Here is a 25,604-nt window from a genome sequence, read left to right on the forward strand (position 1 = left end):
GTGATAGGGCTTGCGTCGCCCCCTCTCGCTCGCCTTGCTCGCTGTAACGGACAAGCCGAGCCTGGCGTTCTATGCTGCTAATTTATACTTTCTACCATTCCACTTCAAGCCGGGCCTGCGCGATATCCGCCAGGGCGATCTGCACCGCTTCCCGGTCTTCGGGCTGAAGCTCGACGCGATCCCCCTCAAGACCCCGCAATCGGCCGACGACGACCCACGCTCCGTCCAGGGGACGGACCAGCTTCAATCGGGCCAATTTTCCCGCGAATCGCCGGTAGTCCTCGGCCTTCCGCAAGGGGCGGTCCAATCCCGGAGAGGATACCTCCAGGAGATATGCGTTCGGAATGGGATCGACGGCATCCAGCGCGTGGCCGACATAACGGCTCGCCTGCTCGCAATCGTCGACATTCACCCCGCCGTCCTTGTCGATGAAGATTCGGAGATGGCCCCGCCTCCCTTGACCGGACAGTTCCAGATCGACCAGTTCCAGACCCATGGAACTCAGAATGGGACCGACAAGCTCCCGGATCCGTTCGATGATCGTTTGAGTATCCCGGACCATTCCAAGACCATTCCAAACCGCGTCAAATGAAAAAAGTGGGCGGAACCGCACCCACTTTGAACATCCAGTTTTATATCACAGCGTTAAATAAAATGCAAGAATAATTTAATCAACCCGTGCCATGGAGACGGACAGAGGGGGGTCGGGCTTGGGGAGGAGCAGGGGTGCATCAAACCCAGGCGCATGAACCGGAACCGGGCGTCGGCCGCGGCCCAACACAGGGTCAATTCTCCGCAGGGCCTTGTCGGAAAACTGAGCGGCCGAGCCCGCGGTCCGGTTCAATACAAAAGCTCAGCAAAAACCACAAAAGCCTCCCCCCGAGCCTCGGCTCGGAAGAAGGCTTATCATTATAATCGGTAACCCGATTTCCAGGGAGGGCGCATGGGCTTAATCCTCTATAGAGAAGCCTGAGGCACTGCCTTAATACGACTCACAGGTGGCCCTGGTTCTCCCGTGAGGGGGTGCCTGGCCTCTAAGAAGTCTCTTTTTCAGGTTCCGGTGAAAATTTCAAAAATGGCGGCTCAGTATAAACATATTTTTAGACAAAAAGTCAACTACACAAAAGGATGTTTTCTCTCCGGTTAATCTCAATATATAGTGGATCGGCGGGCATGACCGCAACAGGAATCCTGCAACGCCTCCACACGGCCGCAAAGAAGATGTGGAAGCGAATCCGTTTTTTCTAAGGACGGGTGGATTGAAGAAACTGCCGATAGAGCCGGCGGGTCGTCCGGCCGGGCCGCCCGTCGCCGATGGTTTTCCCGTCCACCTTGACCACCCCCAAAATCTCGGTGGTGGTGCCGGTGAGAAAGACCTCCTCCGCGCCGAGGAGATCTTCCACCGTGATCCCTTTTTCGATAACAGGGTCGCGGGCCCCGCGGGCCAGGCCGATCGCCACGTCCCGCGTAATGCCGGGTAAAATGAACGGTCCGTTCGGCGGGGTGACGATCCGGCCACCGATCACGGCGAAGACGTTGGAGCCGGCGCCTTCCAGGACCAGCCCGTCCCGCACAAAAAGCGCCTCGAACGCGCCGGCCGACCGGGCCTTCTGCCGGGCCATGATGTTGGGAAGGAGATTGATCGATTTGATGTCGCAACGGCCCCACCGCAAGTCCGGCACCGTGACGACGGCGGCCCCCTTTTCATGAAGCTGGGCCGACAGCGGAGCCAGTTTCCGGACCGTGATGATCACGCTGGGCCGGTTTTTTTTTGGAAAGGAATGGTCCCGGGGCGCGGCCCCCCGCGTGATCTGGATATAAAGCTTTGCATCCGGATAACCGCTCCGGACATGGGCCTTTTCCAGAATCGCCTTCCAACGGGATTTTGAATAGACGATCGACAGTCCGAGCGCCTCGGCGCTCTGATCGAGTCGCCGGAGGTGATCCTCGATATGAAAGATCCGGCCCCCGTAGGTCCGGATCAGCTCGTAGATGCCGTCGCCGAACTGGAAGCCGCGGTCCTCCACCGAGACGCGGGCTTTCGCCAGGGGCATGAATCGTCCGTTCACAAACGCAATATTGGGCACCGATCCTCCAATCTCAAATTTGAGATTTCAAATCCCGCATCATTTCTTTCTCATCAAGACGTCCCAAAAAACATACAGGCCGTCGCCGCGTTCTTCCATTTTTAAGATATCAAACTGTTTTCCGAACAGCGTCTTGAAGTCCCGTTTCCGGAAGAACCGGTCGTAATGGCCACGATGGACCAGCCAGTTGCGGCGGCGCTTCTCGTCCGGATGGTGCTTGAAGCGGGTCGAAAAGCAGGACAGGATGAGATGGCCGCCCGGCTTCAAGCGCGTCAGAACGCTTTCAAAGTAACGGCGCGTATCGGCGATCTTCACATGATGCAGGCAGCCGTAATCGATAATCGCATCGAATGCGTTCGGCGAAAACGGCAGCCGGAACGCGTCGCCGACCATGAAGCGGAAGGCGCCGCGGACCTTGCGTCCCCGCGCGAAGGACCGCGCCCGACGGATCGCCAGGGGCTGGTAATCGAGGCCCACGACATCGAACCCTTCGCGCGCGCAGGCCAGCGTGTGCCGGCCCTCGCCGCAGCCCAGGTCCAGAATCCGCCCGCGACCGGAATCGAGCGATTTCCGTATTCGGGGAATGGCGCGCAGCACGAACGGCGTCGGACCGACCGTCGGCCAGCCGTGCCGGCCGGTCTCATACGCGTTTTCAAAATACTTCTTCTGTCTTAAATACAATCCCACGGCTTGATGCTCTCTGGAGATCCCGCGGCACGGCCCGCCGGGCGGCGGGCCGGCCTCAGTAGCCCACGAGGAAGTTGAAGGCCTCGGGGGTGCCCACACCCGTCGTCTGGTCGTAGCCGGGCCCGGCCGGGAAATCGCCGTTGCTCCCGGCGGTGATGTCATGGTAGGCGCCGGTGCCGCACAGTTGGTAGATGCGAACCCCCGGGTTGCCCATGCCGGCTCCGCCGTATTTCTGGTTCAGTTCGGCAAAGAAACCGCCCCACTGGGGCGCCGCGTCGCTGGTGCCGCCGACGATGTACCAACGGCCGTTATTGAGGACGTAGTTCCCGTACGCATTTGGATCCGCCTCGAGGCTCACATCGGGCACGTCGCGCGCGCCGTCCTCCTGAACGTTGCAGCCGGTCTGCCACGTCGGCTTGGCGAAGAGGGCGCTCTTGCCGCCGCCGCTTCCGCTCCACGCGGTCTCCGAGCCATAGCCGCCGCAGGGCGGGCTGCCGGAGGTCATCCCGGAATCGCAGGTCGCGGAGGTGCCGCCGACCCCCATGACGTGGGGCGAGTTCGCGGGGTGGTCGACCGTGACGGTTACGGAATCGCCGCAGTCCCTGGAACCGTTGTCGCCCGAGGCCGCGAACCAGCTCTGGCCGACGGCGTTGCCGTTGGCGAAGATGGAGTCGTCTATTTTCTGGATGGTCGCCGAGAGCCCGGCCTCGCAGCCGCCCCAGCTTGTGCTCACGATATGGCCGGGGTTGTCCGCGACGATCCGGTTGTACATCACCAGGAAGGAGGCGAAGCTCGTCGAGGCCGCCATGTAGTTCTTGACGACCGCGTAGGGCGCCGCGCCGTGACTGTACTCCACGTCGAGACTGACCTCAATGGAGTTCTGGGAGTCGAATTGGCAGCCATGGCTTGCGGACCGGCCCGTGCAGACCTGGCCGCTGCCCGAGGGAAGCTGGGGCAGGCCCCATTGCTTGCTGAAGGAGTATTGATCGATCCACTTCCACGCATAGACACCGGCGATGACGACGGTCTGGCCGCGGCCGTCATAGGCCGGTGCGTCGTCGTAGAAGGTCGCGAGATCGTTCGGAGAGAAGTGGCAGCAGTTCGAGCCCTGCGCGGCGTCCGGGTCCACGGTGGGAATCGCGCGAAGCATGGGCCTCATCTCCGTAAGGTTGTCCAGGCCCGCCACGCCCGTGGTGAACGCCGCAATGTCCGCGGGGAAGAAAGGTTCCTCCAGGGCCGCGTACTTGAGCCGGCCCCGGACGAGCACGTTGTGCAGGCTCACACCGAACGCGCGCTCCGCGGCCGCGTTGCTCCCCATGGCGCCCACAATGAGGCGATTCGGGAAGCGATCCGTCACCTGGAACCCGCTGGCCGTCAGCCAATCCACAACCCGTTGTTCCTCCTCCGGCGTGGGCGCGTACAGGGCGTTGAACTCTCCCTGGCTCAGGAAGCGCTGGAAGTTTGGCGACGCGGGGTTGGAAACATCCGCAATGAACGCGTCCAGAGCCGCTTTGTTGCGCAGGTCGAGGCCCACCACAATACGCAGGGGGAAGCCCGCCGGGGCTCGGCCGAGGTCGGTCGCTTGGGCCACCAGGGGCGACCGGGAACCCGGCTTGATCCCCTGGGCCGTGGCCGACTCCGCCAGCCCTCCCAAGAACCCAACCACCATGACCGTCCAAAGGAAATATACGGATGTTCGCATTCTGAGACCTCCTTGATCTTTGACATATCCCATTGACAGCTTCGCCGTAGATTTCTACTATCACGCCACCTCGCGATTGTCAAGAAAGAAGAAGACGTGCCGCCGCCCGCGGCGACCTTTACATTTAAAATGCGATTTGATAAGGTGCGGGGTCATGGGAAAAGCCCGTCGGAAAAAAGAGGCCGCCGAAAATAATTCCAAGGAAATCCGATCCGCCGCCCTCCCTCGAACCCCGCGGCTTCCAGCCTACGGCTGGCTCATCCCTCTTCTTCTGGCGCTCCTCGTCAATATCGGTGTGCTGTTCAACGGCTATGCGTGGGAGGACGACACTTCCGTTGCGTCATTTTCGGACCAGAAACCCCGGTTCGATTCGCCCGCCGTCACTTCCGACCCGTATTTTCGTCCGCTCATCGATTGGAGCCGCCGTCTCGATTACTGGATGTGGGGTCCCGCCCCCTTCGGTTTTCATTTCACCGTCTACCTGGCCCACGCCATGACCGTCTTGTTGGTCTACCGGTTGGTTAACCTCCTAACGCAATTCTACCGAAAAGATTCGGGCATCGCATTGATCACGGCTTCCCTGTTTGCCGTCCATCCGATCCATGTGGAAGCGGTGGCCTGGATCAACGGCCGCAGTGATGTGTTCATGGCCCTCTTCATGATGCTCGCCTTTTATGCCTATCTCCGGTACCGGCAGGGCGCCCCGACCGGAATCACGCTCCCTTTATTTGTCTTGGGCTGCGTCATGGGGCTGTTGACCAAGGAAACGGCCATCCCGTTTATCATGTTGTTCTTTCCGGCTTTGTATTTTCTTTTGCCGTCCTCGGCCGTGGTTCATCCACGGAGGATGAGAGATCCGTTCATCTGGGCATGGATCGCGGTCCTGGCCGGTTTTATCGTTTTCCGGCTTGTCCATATAGAACTTCCCGCTCCCAGCGCCGAAGGCGGCGGATCCTTCTTAACCAAACTCATCACTCTGTTGTTGGCCTGGGGTTATTATCTAAAAATGATGTTGCTACCCCATCCTTTAAATTTATTGACTCCCGCGCCGACGATTGGAGACGCTCAAGGCGCGATTGATCTGGTCATCGGAACGGTCGGAGTTGTCGGCCTGCTTTGGATCATCGCCCGACGACGTCGGACCCTCTGGGCGATCGGAGCCGTCTGGTGGGCCGCCGGGCTCGCGGCACCGCTGATCGTTCCCTTGGTGAAAGTCTCGGCGACTCCGGTGGCGGAACGGTATGCCTATCTGGCTTCGGGCGGATTTCTGTTGATGATCGCCGCGGGGATCGTTGAGGGCTGGAGTCGGGTTGAGGAACACCGGACCGGGCAACGACGCTTGAAATGGATCATCGGCTTCGTCGGCTTGCTGGCGGGGCTGTTTTCACTTCTGACCATCCATCGGAACACGGTTTGGCAAGACGCGGCGACTCTGTGGGAAGACACGGTCCGTCAATCGCCCATCGCCGCATTGCCGCATAACAATCTTGGAGTCATTTACTCCGACCGGAAGCGATGGAACGACGCAGCCCGAGAATTTCAAACGGCGGTTCAACTGAAACCCGACTATTTCATTGCTCACTATAATCTTGGAGATGTCTACGAGCAAAACCACCGATGGCCGGACGCCCTCCGCGCATATCAAACCGCGTTGACGTTGCGACCGGATTTTGTCCCGGTCCGCTTCAACCTGGGGAATGTCCGTGCGGCCCTCGGGCAATTTCCGGCCGCGACCCAGGAGTATCAAATATTCCTGGCGCATCAACCCAATCATGCCTTGGCGCACATGAACCTGGGCAACGTTTACGCCGCCCAGCGACACTTTGACCGGGCCGTTCAAGAATACCAGACGGCGATCCGGCTTCAGCCGAATTTTGCCCAAGCCTACTATAATCTCGGAATGGCCTATTCGGAGCAAGGACGGCCGGAGGACGCCATTGACGCTCAGTCCAAGGCCTTAAAAATACAACCGGACTTTGTCGATGCCTACTTGACACTTGGAAATGTCTACGTGACCGAAAAGCGGCTGGACGACGCGATGGACGCCTACTCAAAAGCGTTAAAGCTCAAACCCGGCGATGCCGAGGCTCACAACGATCTTGGAATCGTCTACCTGCAACAAACCCGCTATGAAGAGGCCTCGCAACAATTTAAAGCGGCTATCAACCTGCAACCGAATCACATCGGCGCGCGCAACAATCTCGGCGTTATTTATGCCCGCACCGACCGCCTGGACCAGGCGGTCATAGAATTTGAAGCCGCCCTGAAATACAACCCGACCAATTTCGAGGTGATGACCAGCCTGGGAATGGCGTTACTGCGGGAAGGCCATCCCATCGAGGCCAAAAAAGAATTCGAAAAGGCCTTACAGATCCGGCCGGACTTTCTTCCGGCCCGCCAAGCGTTAAATTCCATGCGCAGATAACGAATTCGCGTTCGAAGGGCGATTGACTTTCTTTAGAGGGTATCGCATACTCGGGGCATGAAAAAATATCTGTCCGTCATGCTCCTCGTCGCGACCGCGGCCGTCGTCCACGGGCAGGAATCCACGGCGTCCACGATGCCGTTGGCCCTCCCGGACGGTAAGACCCTTCGGGTCGAGGTCGCCCGAACACCGGAGGAACAGACCCGCGGACTGATGTTCCGCACGGCCCTTCCGGAGGATCGCGGCATGCTCTTCATCTTCGAGCGGCCCGCGGAGCATCTCTTCTGGATGAAAAACACCCTGATCCCGCTGGACATGGTCTGGATGGACGACCGGAAACGGATCATTCACATCGAGTACCAGGTTCCGCCCTGCCAACTGGAACCCTGCCCGGTCTACGGGCCTTCGGCCGACAGCCTCTACGTTCTGGAAGTGGTTTCCGGCACGGCCTTGCGCGAGGAGCTGCGCGTGGGCCAGACCCTGACGTTTAAAGGAGGCTGATCCCTTCCGTTAACCCGGGCGGAGCCGTTTGGCCTGGACGACGCCGTCGACCGCTTCGATGCCTTTTAATACCTTCGCGAGATGGCCGGCGTTCAGGATTTCCACGACGAAGTTCAGGATGGCCCGCCGGTCCGCCGTGGTCGTGATGTCGGCGTGGCTGATGTTGGCCTTGGCCGAGGTAATCGCGGCCGAGACCGAGGCCAGCATGCCCGGCCGGTCGACCGTCACAACGCCGATCTTCACGGCGTAGGACGCGGCGTCTTTGGTATCCCAGGCCACCTCGACGATGCGGTCCTTGTCGTAGTCCAGCTCGTCGATGTTGGGACAGTCCACCGTGTGCACCGAGAGTCCCCGCCCCCGCGTGACGAACCCGATGATCGGATCGCCCGGCACCGGGTTGCAGCATTTCGAGAGATGGATCAGCAGGTCGCCGATCCCCTTGATCTTGACCCCGCTCGGACGGCTCCCGATCTTGCGGATGAGTTTGTCGGCTAGACCTTCCTTCACCGCCGCCGAGGGTTGCAGGCGCCGGATCACCTGCTCGGTCGTGATCCGACCGTAACCTATCGCGGCCAGCAAATCCTCCGGGGTCGCGATCCCGAAGTCCTTGGTCAGCGCCGTCAGATGCTCCGGTTTGAAGGCCTCGGTCGAACTCAAGTTGTGCCGCTGCAGCGCCCGCTCGAGCAGTTTTTTCCCCACCTCCGTGCTCCGGAGGCGTTCTTCGGTCTTGATCCAGTGTTTGATCTTGGTCTTGGCGCGCGCCGTCCGGGCCCATTTGAGCCAATCCTTGCTGGGCGTCTGGTTCGGGGAGGTCGTGACCTCGATGGAATCGCCGCTGTGAAGGACGTAGCGAAGCGGAACCAGTTTTCCGTTGACCTTGGCGCCCGTGCAGCGGTTCCCGACCTCGGTGTGGACGCTGTAGGCGAAGTCGATCGGGCAGGACCCCTTGGCCAGTTCCTTGACATCCCCCTTCGGTGTAAACACATAGATGACGTCGGGGAAAAGATCCATCTTGACCGAGTCCATGAACTGCCGGTTGTCGGCCAGGTCCTGCTGCCACTCGACCAACTGACGCAGCCACCCGAAAACGCGGTCCGTCTTCTGATCGATCTGGCCCTTTTCCTTGTACTTCCAGTGCGCCGCGATTCCCTCTTCGGCCACCCGGTGCATCTCTTCGGTCCGGATTTGGAACTCCACATGAAAACCCTTCGGGCCGACCACCGTCGTATGCAGGGATTGATAGCCGTTGGATTTCGGCACGCCGATATAATCCTTGAACCGTCCCGGGACCGGCCGCCAGAGGGAATGGATCATCCCGAGGATCGCGTAGCAGTTCATCTTGGTGTCCGTGATGATCCGGACCGCCGCCAGGTCGTAGACTTCCTCGAGCGGGATCCCCTGCCGCTCCATCTTCTGGTAGATTCCGAAAAAATGCTTGGAGCGCCCCAACACCTGGCCCCTGAAACCGTACTCCGTTAGACTTTTCTGGACGATCTTGATGACCTCCTGAATATAGGCGTCCCGCACGTCCTGCCGCTGCGCCACCTTCTTGGCGAGGTTGTTGTACACCTCGGGCTTAAGGTAGCGGAGACAAAGATCCTCCAGCTCCGTCCGCATCCAGCCGATGCCGAGCCGATTGGCCAACGGAGCGTAGATGTCGAGCGTTTCCTGGGCGATCCGTTTCTGTTTTTCCTCGGGCAGGTAATGCAGCGTGCGCATGTTGTGCAGACGGTCGGCGAGTTTGATCAGGATGACGCGGATGTCCTCCGACATCGACAGAAGCATTTTGCGGAAGTTCTCGGCCTGCTTCTCTTCGTGCGTCTTGAACTGGATCTTGCCGATCTTGGTCACGCCGTCGACCAGATAGGCCACGTCTTTTCCGAACCGTTGCTCCAGCTCGGCCTTGGGGATGTCGGTGTCTTCGATGGTGTCGTGGAGCAGCGCCGCCACGATCGAGGGAACGTCGAGTTTGAGATCGACGATGATCCGGGCCGTCTGGAGCGGGTGCTGGAGATAAGGCTCGCCCGACTCCCGCTTTTGCCCGGCATGGGCCTTGGCCGAAAAGTCATAGGCTTCCTGGATCGGCTGCACGTCGGCCTGCGGATTATACTGCCGCAGCGACTGGACGATCGACTGCACGGAGACGGGTTCTGCATTTCGGAGTTTTAGGGCCATGTCAGGCCCGCCTGTCCGGCAGGCAGGCTTCTCCCGAAATCCGGAGGTCCTTTACGCGCAGCTGGAGCTGCTCGCGACCCTGCCAGGCGTTTCGTTCCGGGGTAAAGACCAGGTCCAAGCCGGAGCCGTTGCGCAACAAGTCCATGCGATCGCCCATGCGAAACCCGATGGCGTCGTACAAAACGCCCGCGGGGACGCCGGCCAGCCCGCTCCGTTTTTGAACGGAGAACTTCAGGTGGTTGCCGCCGACGATGCGTGCGTTGACCGGAAACAGCCCCCGGAGGAGCAGCGTCGGCTCCGGATTGGCCGGCCCGAACGGGGCCAGGCTCTCGAGCTCACGGACCAGCTTCGGCGTCAGGTCCTCGCACTCGACCGCCGCGTCGATGAATTGCTTCGGTTGAAAATCCTCCGGCTTCAGCGTTTCAAATACGACGGCGGACAGGCGCTCGCGCAACGCCGGAATCCGCTCTTCCCGGAGGGTCAATCCGGCCGCGGCCTGGTGGCCTCCGAAACGGATCAGAAACTCCCGGCACCGTCGCAATCCCTCGCACAGATGAAACCCGGCGATGCTCCGGGCCGAGCCCTTGGCCAGGCCGTCCGGGTCGATCGCCAGGAGAACGGCGGGACGTCCGTACCGCTCCACCAGCCGGGCCGCCACGATTCCGACTACGCCCACATGCCATGCACGCGAGGCCAGAACGATGCATCCGGATTGATGGAAATCGGACTCCGATTCCACGCGGGCGCAGGCCTCCTCCAGAATCTTTTCCTCGATCGCCTGCCGCCGCCGGTTTTGAAGATTCAGAGACTGGGCGATCCGACGGGCTTCGTCCAAGGACGGCGTGGTCAGGAGGCGCACGGCCTCCCCCGCGTCCGTCAGTCGGCCGGAAGCGTTGATGCGCGGGGCCAAGGTGAATCCGACCGTGCCGGCCTTCACCGGCGCATCCGGAACCCCGGCCGCTTCTTTCAAAGCCCGGACGCCGGGCCTCCGCCCTTCCGTCAGTTGTTTTAAGCCCTCTTTGACCAGGAACCGGTTCTCACCGGTCAACGGACAAACATCCGCAACGGTTCCCAGGGCGACCAGATCCAGTCCCTCGGTCGGAACGGTACCCGTCAGGGCCTGGATCACCTTGAAGGTCAGCCCGGCGGTGCAGAGGCCCTTTTCCGGATAGCCCGCATCGTTCCGTTTCGGATTCAGAAGCGCCGTGGCGGGCGGAAGCTCGTCCGGCACGTCGTGATGATCCGTCACGATCACGTCCATGCCCAGGGAACGGGCCAGGCGGATCTCTTCAACCGAGGTGGTGCCGCAATCGGCCGTGATCAGAAGCGTCGTTCCCCGCGCATGAAGGGCGCGGACGGCCGCCTCGTTCAAACCGTACCCTTCGCTCAAGCGGTGCGGAATGTAGAAGTCGGCGTCCAGACCCTGACGTTTAAAGAAATCCAGGTAGAGCGTGGTCGCCGTTATACCGTCTACGTCATAGTCCCCGTAGATCACGACGCGTTCCGTCCGTCGGACGGCCGCGCGGATCCGAGAAACGGCCCGGTCCATTTCGTTCAGCCGCAGCGGATCCCACAGGTCCGAAACCGACGGGTCGACAAACGACCGCGCCATCCCGGGAGTGTCGATGCCCCGGCCGATCAAGATGGACGCCGTGACCGGTTCAAACCCGAGTTCCCGCACCAGCTTCGGATGCGCTTCACGGTCGTGCGGCCGCTGAATCCACCGTCTGGAATACACCGTCGCCATATCGAAACTATCATATGGCCAACGACCCCTCTTTGTCAAACCGCGACGCGCCTCGGGACGGGTCAGAAAAATACCGGATTTGGAATGAAATCGGATGGAGTAAGCGAGGATCGGGCTTTGCCGGTCCGAGGGCGGGGCCGGGGGGGGGCGTCGGAGGGCCGGGTTTATATGTCGCCGGACGGTCCCCACAGACAAGGTCGGCGGCGCGAGCCCCCATGATCGCAGCAGCGAGCTTAACTTGGAAGTTGCCGAAGCTCTTCTTTCGCCGTCTTGTTTTCCGGGTCCCAGAGCAGCGCTTCTTCAAACTGACGCTGGGCCCGCTGGGTCATGCCTCCTTTTTTATAAAGCAAGCCGAGACCGAGGTAATGATCCACGCCGGACGGATCAAGTTCAATCGCCTTTTTATAATGCGTTTCCGCGTCGCGCTGCCGACCCGGAATCTGGGTCAAGGTTTTGGCCAGCAGCGAATGATAGCTGGCCTGGTTCGGCGCGGCCTTGGCCGCGGTTTCAAAATAATAGGCCGCGGTCTTCAAATCGCCTTTTCGAAACGCCTGCTGCCCCGCATGGACTTGGGCCTCCGGGGAGGGACCCGCGGGCTTCTCCTCCCGGCCCAAAACTTTTTTCAAGGCCAATTGCGTGTCGTATTCCTGCCGTGTCCGCTCCATCAACAGGGTGTCGTACGCCTCCGTGATGCTCCGGAACAGCGTTTCAAGGTGGGGGGTGAGTTCCTCCAGACCGGCCTGGAAATGACGATCGGGATGGTATTCTTTGGCCAGATGAAAATAGGCCCGCTTGATCTGATCCCGCGTCGCCGTTCTTTCCAGCCCCAGCACTTGATAATAATCCTGGTGTTGCAGGGATTCGTAGGCCTCCCGGATTTTCATTTTCGTTCCTTGGATTTCCTGGGCGTCCTCGCGGGTCTCCTCGGACCGAAAAATCTCTTCCCGGCTTTCGATGACCGCCTCTCGTTGCTCCGACTTGACTTCCGTCTTGGGTGGCTCTTGCGGATGTGCCGACAGGGGTTCGGAAACCGCCGGAGCCGCTTGAACGAAGGGGCCCGGTTGCGGGGCGGCGACGACCGTCTCGGCCAGTCCGATGGAAAGGAAGAAGAAAAGCAGCTTCAGAGTTTCAAACGCCGGGAGTTCGGACGCGGCGAAGATTTCGGAAATCGTATTTTTCCCGTCCATCTGCATCAACACCTTCCGCTCATTCTCTTTCAGGTCGATGTTCTGAAACAAAACCAGCGGATCCGTTGTGATATGCAGGACCGCGTTCAGGGGCGGGAGCTCGTTCCGTAGACGGACGAAATCGTTGATCCGGCGGATGCCGTCCAGAATAAGATTGCCCGTGCTCATTTTAAGCGTGATGATCTCCTGGGTCGGCAACGGTCCCTCTTCAAACCGGTATTCGCCGTCCAGCCAGGTGAATAGGCTCAGGACGATTTCTTTGACTTGAAACGTGACCGACGAAAAGAGATCCTTGGCGGCGAGCGCGCCCTGCTCGACCAGAACCGTGCCGAACCGCTTCCGGGTATTGCGCGTAACTTCGGACGCCACCTCGTACTGGTTCAAGGTGATCCGGCCGGATTTGAGGAGCACTTCGCCCAACCAGTCATCCTGGTATTTGGACGTCGCGAAGATGATGTCGCCGTCTTTGATGAAGAGCGATTTATGTTGGTCGTTGCGTCCGATGACCAGCACACCGGTTTTCTTTTGCCGTTGTAAATGGGTCAGAATCTTCGGCAGTCGTTGATCCCGAAGTCTCCCCGATACGGGCAGGTCGCCGTCCATCGTCCTCCCTCAAGCGCGTTTGAGCAGTTTGCCCTGACTCCCTCTCCAGACCACCAAGATCGAACTCGCCACGAAAATGGAGGAATAGTTGCCCACGATCACGCCCACCAAAAGGGCGAAAGAAAAATCGTGGATGACCTCTCCCCCGAAGAAAAACAGCGCGACCAGCACCAGAACGACGGTCAACGAAACGACGATCGTCCGGCTGAGCACCTGATTGATTCCGCCGTTGATCACCTGCTCCAGCGACTCCCGCCGACGAAACTTCAGGTTTTCACGGATCCGGTCGAAAACCACCACTTTATCCGTCAGGGAGTAACCGGCCAGCGTCAACAGGGCCGTCACGATGAGCAGGGTGATTTCCTTGTTGGCCAGATAGAGCACGCCCAGAACGGCCAGGACGTCGTGAAACGTCGCGATCGCGGCCGCAATCCCGAAACGGAATTCAAAACGGACCGCGATGTAAAGAATGATGCCGATCATCGAGAAAACGACCGCGATGACGGCTTTCTTCTGAAGTTCCTGGCCGATCGTGGGGCCGATCGCCGTGCTGCTGTCCACCACGAAGGGGTTCGACGAGAACTCTTTCTCGAAAACCTGGACGATCCGATTGGCCGCATCCTCCTGAATCGTGTTCTCCTGTTTCACGCGGATCAGAATCCGATTCCCGTTCGTGAACTGCTGAAGCTCGGCGTCCGGAAACCCGTTCGACGACAGAACCCGACGGGCGTCGTCGATCTTGATCGGCTGCTCGAATTTGAGCTGGACCGCGGTCCCCCCCGCAAAGTCGATGCCGAGATTCGCCTTTCCCCGGCCGATCTGAACCAGGGTCAGCAGCCCGAGAAGCACAAGGACGCCGGAAAAAATAAACGCATAATTCCGCTTGCCGACAAAATCAATATTCGTTTTCCCGAGGATTTCGAACATGAGATCTCCCGATGATTCGTAAACGAACCTTAAATGCTCAACCGCTGCAACTTCCAACGGCCGTTGACAAAGTCAAAGACCACCTTGGTTCCCACCAGCGCCGTGAATAGATTGATCGCAATGCCCAGGCTGAGGCTGACCGCAAACCCTTTGATCGGACCGGTGCCGAACAGGAAGAGCACCAGCGCCGTGATCAGGGTCGTGACGTGGGAATCGACAATGGTGAGAAACGCCTTGTCATAGCCGCCGTCCACGGCCAGACGGACCGGCTTGCCCTGCCGGAGTTCCTCGCGGATCCGCTCAAAGATCAGAACGTTCGAGTCCACCCCCATGCCGATCGTCAGAATAATGCCAGCAATGCCCGGCAGAGTCAAGGTGGCATTGAGCGCCGCCAGGGCGCCGATCAAAACGATCAAGTTCAGGATCAGGGCCATATCGGCGACGATGCCGGCCATCCGGTAATAAATCATCATGAATAAGACGACCATCGCGCCCGCCAGGACGGTGGCCTGAATTCCCATCCGGATCGAATCCTGTCCAAGCGACGGGCCCACCGTGAGATCCTCCAGCGTACGGACGGGGGCCAGCAAGGCCCCGGCCCTCAAGACGATGGCCAGGTCGTTGGCCTCCTGGGTGGTGAAGCTGCCGGTGATCTGCGCGTTCCCGCCGGTGATTCGATCCTGGATGGTCGGCGCCGAATAGACGTTGTCGTCCAGGATGATGGCCAGACGCTTCTTCACGTTTTCGGCCGTGATGCGTTCGAACAACTGGGCGCCGATGCCGTTCATGCTGACCGAGACGTACGGCTCGTTGAATTGACCGATGCTCACGCGGGCGTCGGTCAGGACGTCCCCGGTCATCAACGTCCGCTTCTTGATCAGATAGGGTCGCTTTCGGACCTCGCCGGATTGCTTGTCGACCATTCGCTCGAACATGATCTCATCCCCTTCCGGAACCTTGCTTTTGTATTCGGCCGTGAAGGTTTCTTCATTTTGCGGCGTAATGGAAAGGGGAAGGGTCCGGCTGAGCGGGTTGTCTTCATCCAACAACTTGAACTCCAAAAGCGCCGTCTTTCCGATCAGCTCCTTCGCCCGCTTGGAATCCTTCACTCCCGGAAGCTGGATGACGATCTGCTTGGGTCCTTGTCGCTGGATCAGGGGTTCGGCCACGCCGAACTGGTCGATCCGGTTGCGGATCGTCTCGAGCGCCTGAGTGGTCGCGGTGTCCTTGATTCGGGTCACCTCCCCCTCCCGGAGGGAATACACCAGATCATTTCCCGGCGCTTCCTTCGGAACAAAATTCGGGAAGTTGGCCTCGATCTTTTTCCCGACCTCCGCCTTTTTGTCCGGCCCGGGAAGGGTCACGGTCAATTCCGCGGGCCCCGTCCTCTTGACCGACGCGACCGGAAGCTTGCTTTCGGCTAGAAGATCGTTGATGGATGAAGCGGTCCTTTCCACCAGATTTTCGACCGCCTTGTCCTCTTCCACCTCCAGCACCATGTGGATCCCTCCCTGTAGGTCGAGACCCAGCGTGACTCCGCGGTTCGGCAAATATTTTTTCCACCAGTCCGGCAGTTCTTGAAAGACCGGCGTGGACGGCAGAAAGTAAATGATCGAAATCAGCACGGTCAGGCTCAACAGCAGCAGTCGTCCTCGAATTCCTCGTTTCACGTCGGGCACCCTCTCCTTTCATTGGATTCAGACTTGATCGGCTTAAAATGAATCCGTCTCTCCTTCTCCCTTTTTTCCCGCGCCGGAGGCGGGATGTCAGGATCCTTCATCCGGCTCTTCCTGAAGTTCCGCGATGTAGTCGCGCCGGATTTTGACCCGGACGTTGTCCGCCACCTGGATCGTGACCACATGTTTATTCAGAGCCGCAACGGTGCCCAAGAGCCCGCCGGTGGTCAACACCCGATCGCCCTTCTTCAGGGCCTCCAGCATGCCCTTGTGCTTCTTCTGCTTTCGTTGCTGGGGAAGGATCAAAAGAAAATAGAACACGACGAAAATCAGGACAAACGGCAGGAAAGAGACCACCATCCCTCCCGGTCCGGCGGACGGAGCCGCCGCGGGGGCCCCTCCCGTTTCTTGAGCCCACACGATCGTTGAGAAGATTCCCATTCGTTTATTCCTCCTTCGTTAAACCGACGCTTCCATCCGTCCGCCCTGCGTCGCGGCGCATGCGATAAAACTCCTCCCGGTATCGCAACAGCCGCTTTTCGCGAATCGCCTGTCGCAGCTGCTCCATAAGACGAATAAAGTAATTTAGATTATGGATCGTGTTCAGCCGAAGGGCCAGCGTTTCCTGGGCCATGAAAAGATGCCGCAGATAGGCCCGCGAGAACCGGCGACAGGTGGTGCAGTCGCAGGCCGGATCGATGGGCGATTCATCGCGGGCATACTGGGCGTTTTTAATGACCACCCTTCCGAAGGACGTGAACAACCATCCCGTTCGCGCATGGCGAGTGGGAATCACGCAGTCGAACATGTCGATTCCCCGAACCACGCACTCCAACAAATCCTCCGGCATCCCCACGCCCATCAGATACCGCGGGCGATCCTCCGGAAGGAGCGGAACCACCTGATCCACCACCTCCCGCATCATCGAGGGCGTCTCGCCGACGCTGAGCCCGCCCAGGGCGTACCCCTCGAATCCCAGGTCGAGCAATCGCAGCGCCGCTTCCCGCCTCAGTTCGGGATAGAACCCGCCTTGCACGATCCCGAACAGCGTTTGATCCCGACGTTGATGCGACTGCTTGCACCGTCGCGCCCATTCCATTGTCCGGTCAAGAGCGGCGCGCGTCGCCTCCGGGCTGCTGGGATACGGGAGACACTCATCCAGCGTCATGATGATGTCCGCCCCCAGGGCTTCCTGGATCTCCATGTCGAACTCCGGCGAGAAGAAGTGCGGCGAACCGTCGAGGTGGGACTGAAACGCCGCCCCCTGATCCGTCACCTTGCACAGCCGGGCTAGACTGAAGACCTGATAGCCGCCGCTGTCCGTCAGGATCGGCCGGTCCCACGAAATGAAGCGGTGCAGTCCCCCCAATTCGGCGATGAGCTTATGACCCGGGCGAAGGTAGAGATGATAGGCATTGCCGAGGATGATCTCGACGCCGAGTTCCTTCAGTTCGTCCGGGGAAAGCGTCTTGACCGTCCCGGCGGTGCCGACCGGCATGAAGACCGGCGTCTGGATCGAGCCGTGCCGTGTCTCCAATCGTCCGCAGCGGGCCCGCGTTTCGCCCTCTTTGTCCAGAACCGTGAACGTCATTTTTTCCAACCGCGCTCCATCCGCCCTACATTCTTTCCAGGGCCGCGACCCCTAGAATGTCCAGGGCGTTGGCCATCACCGTCCGCACCGCGCCGACCAACAGCAAGCGGGCCTGGGTAAGGTCGTCATCCGCCGAAATGAACCGGTGCTTGTAATAATAATTATGCAGAAGGCCGGCCAGGTCGAGAAGATAGAACGTCAATCGATGCGGCTCCAGGGCGCCCGCGCTTTCCTCGATCAGTCTCGGAAAGAAATCGAGCCGCTTGATGAGTTTCAGTTCCTCCGGCTCCGCCAAGCGATCGAGGCGGACCTGATTTGGATCAATCGGACGAATTCCCTGCTCCTCGGCCTGCCGTCCGACGCTGCACAAGCGGGCATGGGCATACTGGACGTAATAGACCGGGTTCTCGTTGGATTGGCGCTTCGCCAGCTCCAGGTCGAATTCCATCGGACTGTCAAGACGGCGCATGAGAAAAAAGAACAGCGCGGCGTCCTTGCCCACCTCGCCGACCACGTCGCGAAGGGTCACGAATTCGCCGGCCCGTTTCGACATCGGAACCGGCTGGCCGTTCCGAACCAGCTTGACCAGCTGCCCGATCAGGATCCGAAGCCGCGTCCTGGGATACCCCAGGGCCTGGACCGCCGCCTCCATTCTCGCCGTGTAGCCGTGGTGATCCGCACCCCAGATGTCGATCAACAGGTCGAATCCGCGCGCGAGCTTGTCCCGATGATAGGCGATATCGGACGCCAGATAGGTGTACTCGCCGTCTTCCTTCCGGACCACGCGATCCTTATCGTCCCCGAAATGCGTCGACCGAAACCACAGAGCGCCGTCCTGATCATAGAGATAATCTTTTTCCCGCAACTCATCCAAGGCGTTCTGGACGGCGCCGCTTTGGAAAAGGGACGCCTCGCTGAACCAGTCGTCAAACGCGATCCCGAAGGCCGTCAGGTCCTCCCGGATCACGCCCGTCATTTCCTCCAGCGAATGCCGCGTGAAAAACCCGAGACACTCGTCGGCCGGACGGCCGAGAAATTCTTTCCCGTAGCGGTCGACCAGACGTTGCGCGATACCCGTGATATAGCCGCCCCGATAACCGTCTTCGGGATCGGCCGCGGCATGGCCCAAAAGCTGCTGGTAGCGCGCATAGACCGACCATCCCAGCAGTTTCACCTGTCGCCCGGAATCGTTGTTGTAATATTCCCGATGGACCTGATACCCCGCCGCCTCCAGAAGATTCGCCAGCGCATTTCCCACGGCGGCCCATCGCCCGTGACCGACATGCAACGGGCCGGTCGGATTGGCGCTGACAAACTCGATCTGAACCTTTTGGCCCTTCCCGATATCGAGGCGGCCGAACCGTTTTCCTTGCGCGTTGATTTCCGGCAGGACCCGGCGCCACTGATCCTGTTTTAGGGTGATATTGATGTAACCCGGACCCGCCAACTGGACCTGGTCGAGGATCCCGCCCGGATCTTTCTGAAGGTAGTGCAGGAACGTCTGGGCGATCTCGCGAGGAGGACGGCCCTCCATCGGGGCCAGCATCATCGCGACGGTGGTCGCAAAGTCGGCCTGGACGGTCTCCTTCGGGATTTCGACCACCACCTTGTCCGGATCGGGCCGGGAAAGGATTTTCCCTTCCCCGGAGGCCTGCTCCCACGCCTTCAGAAGCATCTCTTTAATCAGACAATCTTTTGTCATGGAAGGGCCGTCCCTCTGGACTTAATATCCCGGATCGGGTTGACCTAAAAAGCTTTTGCCCAGCAGCTGCACCTTCACAACCTGTCCCTTCGCCATTTCATCGGACTCCGACGGAAAGATCAAGAGGCCGTCGGCTTTGACCATCGAGGTCAGGACGCCGGAGCTCTGGCTTCCCGTTGTCCAGACTTCATAGCGGTCCCCCGTTTTTTTCACCACCGCTCTCACGAAATGGGTCTTCCCCGGCTTCTTCGTGAGCCGTTCCATCAGGCTCGCCTCGATGACCGGGCGGAACAGCAAGGTGTGCCCCTCCATCTTCCGGAGCGCCGGCCGCACAAATTGTTCAAAGGTCACCATCGTCGATACGGGATTTCCCGGAAGGCCGAAAATGGGTTTCCCTTGAAGGCTGCCGAAGGCCAGCGGCTCGCCCGGTTTCATCGCAACCTTCCAGAAAGCCATCAGGATCCCCAGTTGTTCCAGCACATCCTTGACGAAATCGTACATCCCGACCGAGACGCCTCCCGAAATCAGAATTAGATCGGACGACCGCGCCTGCGTCAGGCGGTCTTGAAGATCCTCGCGGTTATCCCTCGCGATGCCGAGGATCACCGGAACGCCTCCCGCTTCGAGCACCTGAGCCGCCAATGCATACCCGTTGCTGTTCATGATTTTGTTCGGGGTCAACGGCTCATGGAAATCGGCCAGTTCATTGCCCGTCGCAAGAATCGCAACCCGCGGACGCTGGTAAACAAGGACATGGGACCGGCCCACAGAAGCCAGCATCCCCACCTCCGCCGGACCCATCACGCTGTTTTGGGCCAGAACGACAAGACCGGCCTGGATATCCTCGCCGCGCAGGCGGACATTTTCGCCCCGCTCGGCGGGACAAACGATCTGGACGGAATCCCCTTCCGTGCGGGTGTCCTCAACGCGAACGACCGCATCCGCCCCCTTCGGAACAGGCGCCCCTGTCATGATCCGACCGGCCTGTCCTTTTTCGACGGTCTTGGTCGGAAGGGCGCCCGCCGCAATCTCCTCAACCACATCCAGGCGAACCGGTTTTTTTTCTGAGGCTGTCGAGACATCCTCGTGCCGGACCGCATAGCCGTCCATCGCGGAACTGTTCCACGGCGGATGATCCCGTCCCGAGACCACCGGTTCGGCCAGCACGCGCCCCAACGAATGAAGGAGATCCTGTTTCTCGGTTCCCATTCGCTGGATTTGATCAAGCACCAACGACCGCGCCTTTTCAACCGGAATCATTCCGACACCCATTCATTAAAGGCCCGTATTATAACCCAAGGGCGGCAACCTGTAAAGGCAAGCCGACTCATGATCGAATTCAGCCGAAACGCAAAAGGGGGTGACACGCGTCACCCCCCTTGCATGAAAGACTACAGCGGTTTTTATTTGCGCTTTTGCTTATCCGCGCTGACCTTGCGAATGATCCAGCCCTCGATTCCGAAGACCACGATCACGGCGAAGAACGGATAAACATACGCCTGCATCGGAGTCGGCGGCTGAAGGATGGTGTAGTACCAGGTCGAGATCGACGTCTTCAAACCATGGTCGCCGTTGTTGCCGTCCCAGACGAAGAACACGGTCGGAATATATTTCCCCATTTCAAATTGCACGTCGTTTTCCTTGTCGCTCGTGGTCATCGCGCGTGTCATAATGACGTACCAGCGGCCGTCTTTATACTCGGCATAAACCGTTTTCACGTTGTGCGTGGGACGGGCATCCAGCTTCAGGTCGCCGCCGATCGACCCGTGACCGGTATATTCGGTCGTCGTTCCGTCGGCCTCCCATTTCCAGACATCGACCGCGTTCTTGGTATCCCCGAATATGAACCGCGGCTTCTCCGGCGGGGCCAACGTCTGCCACTTGGCGGGAAACTGGATGGCAACCGCATCGTTGAACATCGGGTATTGCCTCAATGCGATCGGCTCCCCGGCCGGCGGCGTTTCCTGGAAACTGGCCGCTTGCGCCAACGTTTCCGGAGTGGCCACGCTCTTGATCCGATCGTCCCATTCAAACTCCCAGCCGATTTCTTTGCCGTTGAAGATGGACTTCACCCAAACATCGTCCACCAGACGGACGAAGTTGCGGGGTTTGTGGGTGATCTGCCCGGCCAGACCGATATACTGCGGATCGATTTTCTGCCAGGTCGGATCATTCGGGTTGCTCGGTATATCACCTTTGACAAAGAGCGATTTGACCACAAACGACAGGGCCGGATGGGCCGTCAGCGGATCGATCTTTTGCTTCGGGCAGAGGGAAATCACAAAATTGGCCACGTCCCAACGCTGTTCCGGAGTCAGGGCATCGGCGAACGAGGGCATCGGGGTGCCGTTCAGGCCGGTCGAGACTTCCCGGAAGATGTTCCTTGGATTATAGGGATCTTCACGGTTCCCGCGGAAGTTCCAGCATTTGTGCAGATCGGCCGGAAAGATGGGGAAGCCCCACTCATCCTTCTGGGTTTTGTTCCCGTCGCCGCGCTCGTCATTGCCGTGGCACTCCACGCACTTCCCCTTGTTCATGAAAACATCCTTCCCTCTTTTGATGCTTTCGTCGGAGGTGGGGATCTGTTTGCCGAAGTCGATCACATGGAAGTCTTCATTCTCGGTATCCTGAAAGTTCCGGTCTTTCACAAGATTGGTCATGACGAACGCGATCACCTGGTGGCGCTGCTGGTCGGTCAGAATCCCATCCCAGGACGGCATGGCGGAGCCCGGCAATCCGTGGGTCACGGTCAAGAAGAGATCGTTCTCGGTCGGAAGCTCGCCGCTCGCCGTGGTCCGAATCTTGAATGTTCCCGCGTTGAAATTTCTGGGCCTCGGCCAGAGGCGATCGGCCGACGGCCCGTCTCCCGCGCCTTCGGGGCCGTGGCACCAAACACACTTCTTAAAATAGATCTGCTTGCCGGCATCGATATCGGGCTGCGATGGCTTGGCCGGACGACCCGCGCCCGCGGCAGCGGCGGGGGCCTTTTCATCCTTGGTCTGGGCCAAGGTCAGGACCACGCTTCCGGATGCGATGAGCGCAACCGTGACGATCCCCACCGCGACCGCTTTCTTATTTCCGAAGACAGATAAAATCTTGTTCATCGCTCGTGCCCCTTTCACGTAAACGGATGATGGACCCTAATTCTAATCCCATGTCCTGGGGAAGAATTCCGTATGCCAATATTCAAACATGTTCACTTTCCAGATCTCATCCGTGGTCAGATGTTCCTCCCACGGAGGCATGGCGGAGGCCCAGGGGAAACCTTCCCGAGGAAGCCCGGGTCCTCCCTTCGAGATTCGCCAGAAGACGAAGGTCTCCTGAAGCTGGGCGATGGTTCCCGGGTCGGAAAAGTTGGCCGGAATCGGGTTGAAGGCAAACGCAAACATACCGCGGCCGTTCAGGTTGTCGCCGTGGCAGAAATGACAGTTCTGAAAGAAAATGGCCCCGCCTTCCCTCACATACAAAAGGTACCCTTTCGCATCCGGTGAAAAGGGATTCATATGAAAATACTTTTCCTCTTTACCCACATCCAGATAATTTCCATTTTCATCGACGCGGAAGGGATTGCGGGCGGTTTGCAGTGTGAAGTTTTGGCCGCGTACCGTGACGGCCGCGGGCGGCGCCGGATGCACGGTTCTCAGTTCGACCGGTTCGTCGAAAGACGGAACGATCAAATCGTAGGTCCCGTAGCCCACCAACAAAGGAATCGCCACGAAGGAAACCGTTCTGACCCCCTTGTAAATCGGGGTCGCGGCCATGACGGTATTGAGGATCGGCCTCTTAAATTCCGTCCATCCCTTCTCCGTGGATGAAATGAACAGGAAGACAACCAGGGTGACCAGCCCCATGTAGGTGTAGAGAAGCGCGGAAGGAATCGGCGGGGTCAACACATACTTGAAAATCGTGTAGGCCCCAAGCCAGAGCAGAATGGCCTGCGGGAAAGCCGGGATCCTTTTGCCTATGTTAGTCAGCAAATAATTGATGCCGACATAGGCAATCGCCACGGCCGTGATAATTAGGAGCAGTTCAATAGGTTGTATACCTGGAATCCACATCACTCACCTCCAGAAAATTTCGGGGATGACAATAATTGAAAAGCTTCCTTATCGGCCGACACTCATTTGGCCGAAGCCGACTTCCCTCCACCGCCGCCGCAGACTGTGGCGAATGATTCTTGCGGGGGCCCTTTTAAACCGTCCTTTTGAGCTTGTTCACAGTTCTGTGCCAATAAATAGTCGGCCATCTTTTCCAAGGCCCCGTAAGTAAACTTCTGGGCAAAGTCCTGAATCATCGGTGAAACGGTCGGAGTGGCCTTTTGGACAAACTGGGGAACAATAAACGCATTCGGATTGACGATGGATTCCATCACGTATTCCTTCGGCGTTTTTGCATGGGCCTTCCCCGCTTTGACCTGGGCCTGGTATGCCGGAGAGGCAATACGTCTGGCCGCATTGTGCCCTTCGATCAACAGAGGCCCGATCACACCGAACTTCGCGGTGGCGATCCCCGGAATCTGATGGCAGGCAAAACAACCCATCTTCGTCACGATCTGCTCCGGTGTATCGGAGGCCAACGCAACGGGCGGACCGGCCGCTGCGGGAGCCTGCGCGGTGGTCGGAGCGCCTGCTTTGGGCCGATCGGATTCCGGGATGAATTTTTCGTAAGCCGCACGGATTTCTTTTGCAGAAGGCGGGGTATTCCCTTCCCTGAAAAACAGCCAGGTATCAACCGCAATCAGCTGATCGATGGTCAAACTGATCGGGGGCTTGTGAATGGCCGGCATCGGGCTCTCTCTGTCGTTGGTGCCCTTTGTGCCAAAGCCCGCGACCACATAACAGGACGGACAAACGTGAGACTCGGCGATATACTCTTCGGCCGTCGTGGCCCGACCGCTCCCTTTAAAGGACTCGGTCTGAACGGTATCGGGCTTCAAATATCGGGGATCCTTGATCCGCTCTGCGGCCCGCTCGGCAATCCCGATCAGGTTCGGCGCGCGATCCCCGATATCGCCTTTCTTAAAGGTATGACAAAGTGGGCATTGCCCCGGCCCGATGCCTCGCTCGGCAAACCCGCCGACCTTTCCAAAAATCACCGCTTCGCCCATATCGGCCAGTTTATCCGTCGGCATGGCGTCCACTGCTCCGGCCTCCATCTTCGGCGGGGGCGGCGGAACTTCACCACGGGTTTGCGGGAGCCAGTTCGAATAGGTGTCAAAAATTCCGGTCATGACCGCGTAAAAACCAATGGCTACGAGGATAGTTCGTAACTTTGGAAAATTGTAGGCCAGTATGAAAAGAAGGACCGGAGCTAACAGGATTACAACGGATAAATACCCTTTTGTCACGTTTAATCTCCTGTGGGTAAGTTTTGGGGGCCGGCAGCCGGCCCCCAGAGATTATTAATGAGGTGGGCGTTTACTCCGAGCCACCGGCTATTACGGGTCTTGCAATCTCTTTCTTCGCCTCGGCAACCGCATGCTTTGAGGTCAGTTCGCCCAACCAGAACACGAACAACACAAATAACCAGAAGGCCAGAACGTTCAACGACATCATATTCGCAGCAAACCCGATCGTGTGGGTAAAGGCCCACGGGGAATTATCCCGAAAGACTTCCATCACGTGCCAGAACAAGCGCACCGAGGACCGGATGTATCCCATCAAGGCCATCAACCATGTAAAGGAGACCGCCAACGCAAACAAGGCGTACTGCGAACGAACCGAGATTTTACCCCACTCGATCGGACCGGTCAACTTGGACCCCCTCATCATCGCAATGTTGATTGCGCTCCCCACAAACAAGGTGGTTAACGTTCCGATCACCTGGGGTACCGAGAGCCCGACGCGCACGTTGGCCGGGATGTAATATCCGTAGATCGCCAGCCACCAGTTGTTCACAAGGGCCACCGTAAACATCGCCATCAATGCGGCGTTGCCCCAGGCCTCCCATTTCACCGTAACGATTTTATTGCTGCGTTGATACAAAAGAAACGAAATGATCGTGGTCATGATCATGGTGTTCACGGCCCCGTTCTTGGCCGACATAACGCCGAAGTTTCCGATTACGGGGTGCTGCTGCCCGCCGATCGCTTTCAACTCGGCCGGTCGCATGACCAAGGTATGCGGCGTCAACCAGACCAGGAAGGCGGCGGTTGTAAGGAAAAGAACATACTTGATGTATTTTTGGTACCGCTCCGCCCCCCTCATCCGCTCCATGCCGTTGAACAGGTAGTAGTTGGTGGAAAAGAAGAGCGCGCCGATCAGAACCGCCTGGATGATGAACAACCAGGCCAGCAGACCGCCCATCAGCGTAATGCCCATCTGTTGACGGAAACCGTAGACCTCGCGCATCAGCCAGTAACCGGCGAAGGGCAACGGGATTAACGATGCAACCGCCATGAACATCGCGATGTAGCCCATCCAGTCGTAGTAGGCTTTTTCTTCCTGGTTCTTAGCCGCGAGAAATTTATAGGCCGCGTAGGCCGCAACGATTCCGCCGCCGAACACCATGTTCCCGATGATCCGGTGAACGTTCAGAGGATTCCATAAGGCATTGTGCATGACCGCCCAGAGATTCCCCAAATATCTCCCCTTC

The 25,604-nt window shown here is 59.0% G+C and carries 19 protein-coding genes; 2 read left to right on the top strand and 17 right to left on the bottom strand.

Annotated features, from left to right (window positions below; genetic code table 11):
• Positions 1 to 91: 91 nt before the first annotated feature.
• The 4 genes from rimP to VLY20_12190 form a co-directional block, all read right to left on the bottom strand.
• Entirely contained in the window at positions 92 to 562 is a 471-nt protein-coding gene (gene rimP, locus VLY20_12175) for a ribosome maturation factor RimP (GenBank protein HUK57403.1), read from the bottom strand.
• A gap of 682 nt (positions 563 to 1,244) precedes the next feature.
• Positions 1,245 to 2,087: a D-amino-acid transaminase gene (dat, locus tag VLY20_12180; protein ID HUK57404.1), complete on the bottom strand. Its 843-nt coding sequence runs from the start codon at positions 2,085 to 2,087 to the stop codon at positions 1,245 to 1,247.
• 39 nt (positions 2,088 to 2,126) lie between these two features.
• On the bottom strand, positions 2,127 to 2,774 hold the full coding sequence (locus VLY20_12185; GenBank protein HUK57405.1) for a methyltransferase domain-containing protein: 648 nt from the start codon (positions 2,772 to 2,774) through the stop codon (positions 2,127 to 2,129).
• A gap of 55 nt (positions 2,775 to 2,829) precedes the next feature.
• Complete coding sequence (locus VLY20_12190; GenBank protein ID HUK57406.1) at positions 2,830 to 4,476, bottom strand: S53 family peptidase; 1,647 nt, start codon at positions 4,474 to 4,476, stop codon at positions 2,830 to 2,832.
• A gap of 154 nt (positions 4,477 to 4,630) precedes the next feature.
• Here VLY20_12190 and VLY20_12195 point away from each other — a divergent pair, with 154 nt between their 5' ends.
• Both VLY20_12195 and VLY20_12200 read left to right on the top strand, forming a co-directional pair.
• Complete coding sequence (locus tag VLY20_12195; protein HUK57407.1) at positions 4,631 to 6,901, top strand: tetratricopeptide repeat protein; 2,271 nt, start codon at positions 4,631 to 4,633, stop codon at positions 6,899 to 6,901.
• A gap of 57 nt (positions 6,902 to 6,958) precedes the next feature.
• Complete coding sequence (locus VLY20_12200) at positions 6,959 to 7,402, top strand: DUF192 domain-containing protein (GenBank protein HUK57408.1); 444 nt, start codon at positions 6,959 to 6,961, stop codon at positions 7,400 to 7,402.
• A 9-nt stretch (positions 7,403 to 7,411) separates the two neighbouring features.
• On the opposite strand, the gene VLY20_12205 is transcribed toward VLY20_12200, so the two are convergent.
• The 13 genes from VLY20_12205 to VLY20_12265 form a co-directional block, all read right to left on the bottom strand.
• Positions 7,412 to 9,577: a bifunctional (p)ppGpp synthetase/guanosine-3',5'-bis(diphosphate) 3'-pyrophosphohydrolase gene (locus VLY20_12205; GenBank protein HUK57409.1), complete on the bottom strand. Its 2,166-nt coding sequence runs from the start codon at positions 9,575 to 9,577 to the stop codon at positions 7,412 to 7,414.
• 1 nt (position 9,578) lies between these two features.
• Positions 9,579 to 11,324 (bottom strand): single-stranded-DNA-specific exonuclease RecJ, encoded by a 1,746-nt coding sequence (gene recJ, locus VLY20_12210; protein HUK57410.1) that lies wholly within the window; start codon positions 11,322 to 11,324, stop codon positions 9,579 to 9,581.
• Positions 11,325 to 11,557: 233 nt separating this feature from the next.
• Positions 11,558 to 13,114 (bottom strand): DUF4388 domain-containing protein, encoded by a 1,557-nt coding sequence (locus tag VLY20_12215; protein ID HUK57411.1) that lies wholly within the window; start codon positions 13,112 to 13,114, stop codon positions 11,558 to 11,560.
• Between the two features lie 9 nt (positions 13,115 to 13,123).
• Positions 13,124 to 14,041 (bottom strand): protein translocase subunit SecF, encoded by a 918-nt coding sequence (secF, locus tag VLY20_12220; GenBank protein ID HUK57412.1) that lies wholly within the window; start codon positions 14,039 to 14,041, stop codon positions 13,124 to 13,126.
• Positions 14,042 to 14,070: 29 nt separating this feature from the next.
• A complete protein-coding gene (gene secD, locus VLY20_12225) occupies positions 14,071 to 15,711 on the bottom strand; it encodes a protein translocase subunit SecD (GenBank protein HUK57413.1) in 1,641 nt (546 codons plus the stop codon).
• A gap of 96 nt (positions 15,712 to 15,807) precedes the next feature.
• A complete protein-coding gene (gene yajC, locus VLY20_12230) occupies positions 15,808 to 16,158 on the bottom strand; it encodes a preprotein translocase subunit YajC (protein ID HUK57414.1) in 351 nt (116 codons plus the stop codon).
• A 4-nt stretch (positions 16,159 to 16,162) separates the two neighbouring features.
• Complete coding sequence (tgt, locus tag VLY20_12235) at positions 16,163 to 17,308, bottom strand: tRNA guanosine(34) transglycosylase Tgt (GenBank protein HUK57415.1); 1,146 nt, start codon at positions 17,306 to 17,308, stop codon at positions 16,163 to 16,165.
• A 25-nt stretch (positions 17,309 to 17,333) separates the two neighbouring features.
• Positions 17,334 to 19,010: an arginine--tRNA ligase gene (gene argS, locus VLY20_12240; GenBank protein HUK57416.1), complete on the bottom strand. Its 1,677-nt coding sequence runs from the start codon at positions 19,008 to 19,010 to the stop codon at positions 17,334 to 17,336.
• A gap of 21 nt (positions 19,011 to 19,031) precedes the next feature.
• Entirely contained in the window at positions 19,032 to 20,270 is a 1,239-nt protein-coding gene (glp, locus tag VLY20_12245) for a gephyrin-like molybdotransferase Glp (GenBank protein HUK57417.1), read from the bottom strand.
• A gap of 143 nt (positions 20,271 to 20,413) precedes the next feature.
• The gene (locus VLY20_12250; protein ID HUK57418.1) at positions 20,414 to 22,114 is read right to left on the bottom strand and encodes a c-type cytochrome; all 1,701 of its coding nucleotides are present in this window, start codon (positions 22,112 to 22,114) and stop codon (positions 20,414 to 20,416) included.
• Positions 22,115 to 22,156: 42 nt separating this feature from the next.
• Positions 22,157 to 23,068, bottom strand: a complete 912-nt coding sequence (locus VLY20_12255; GenBank protein ID HUK57419.1) for a cytochrome c — start codon at positions 23,066 to 23,068, stop codon at positions 22,157 to 22,159.
• A 62-nt stretch (positions 23,069 to 23,130) separates the two neighbouring features.
• Entirely contained in the window at positions 23,131 to 24,240 is a 1,110-nt protein-coding gene (locus VLY20_12260; protein HUK57420.1) for a nitric oxide reductase, read from the bottom strand.
• 187 nt (positions 24,241 to 24,427) lie between these two features.
• Positions 24,428 to 25,604: hypothetical protein (locus VLY20_12265; GenBank protein HUK57421.1), on the bottom strand; the 1,177-nt coding region annotated here is incomplete at its 5' end.

The sequence above is a fragment of the Nitrospiria bacterium genome (assembly GCA_035517655.1).
Classification (GTDB): domain Bacteria; phylum Nitrospirota; class Nitrospiria; order JACQBZ01; family JACQBZ01; genus JACQBZ01.

What these genes read in the sequence shown, in the direction of transcription:
- recJ (HUK57410.1), bottom strand. Translation starts at nt 11,324, where the DNA reads ATGGCGACGGTGTATTCCAGACGGTGGATTCAGCGGCCGCACGACCGT.
- rimP (HUK57403.1), bottom strand. Translation starts at nt 562, where the DNA reads ATGGTCCGGGATACTCAAACGATCATCGAACGGATCCGGGAGCTTGTC.
- tgt (HUK57415.1), bottom strand. Translation starts at nt 17,308, where the DNA reads ATGACGTTCACGGTTCTGGACAAAGAGGGCGAAACGCGGGCCCGCTGC.
- VLY20_12205 (HUK57409.1), bottom strand. Translation starts at nt 9,577, where the DNA reads ATGGCCCTAAAACTCCGAAATGCAGAACCCGTCTCCGTGCAGTCGATC.
- VLY20_12190 (HUK57406.1), bottom strand. Translation starts at nt 4,476, where the DNA reads ATGCGAACATCCGTATATTTCCTTTGGACGGTCATGGTGGTTGGGTTC.
- VLY20_12255 (HUK57419.1), bottom strand. Translation starts at nt 23,068, where the DNA reads ATGTGGATTCCAGGTATACAACCTATTGAACTGCTCCTAATTATCACG.
- argS (HUK57416.1), bottom strand. Translation starts at nt 19,010, where the DNA reads ATGACAAAAGATTGTCTGATTAAAGAGATGCTTCTGAAGGCGTGGGAG.
- glp (HUK57417.1), bottom strand. Translation starts at nt 20,270, where the DNA reads ATGATTCCGGTTGAAAAGGCGCGGTCGTTGGTGCTTGATCAAATCCAG.
- VLY20_12215 (HUK57411.1), bottom strand. Translation starts at nt 13,114, where the DNA reads ATGGACGGCGACCTGCCCGTATCGGGGAGACTTCGGGATCAACGACTG.
- VLY20_12250 (HUK57418.1), bottom strand. Translation starts at nt 22,114, where the DNA reads ATGAACAAGATTTTATCTGTCTTCGGAAATAAGAAAGCGGTCGCGGTG.
- VLY20_12200 (HUK57408.1), top strand. Translation starts at nt 6,959, where the DNA reads ATGAAAAAATATCTGTCCGTCATGCTCCTCGTCGCGACCGCGGCCGTC.
- secF (HUK57412.1), bottom strand. Translation starts at nt 14,041, where the DNA reads ATGTTCGAAATCCTCGGGAAAACGAATATTGATTTTGTCGGCAAGCGG.
- VLY20_12260 (HUK57420.1), bottom strand. Translation starts at nt 24,240, where the DNA reads ATGACCGGAATTTTTGACACCTATTCGAACTGGCTCCCGCAAACCCGT.
- yajC (HUK57414.1), bottom strand. Translation starts at nt 16,158, where the DNA reads ATGGGAATCTTCTCAACGATCGTGTGGGCTCAAGAAACGGGAGGGGCC.
- VLY20_12195 (HUK57407.1), top strand. Translation starts at nt 4,631, where the DNA reads ATGGGAAAAGCCCGTCGGAAAAAAGAGGCCGCCGAAAATAATTCCAAG.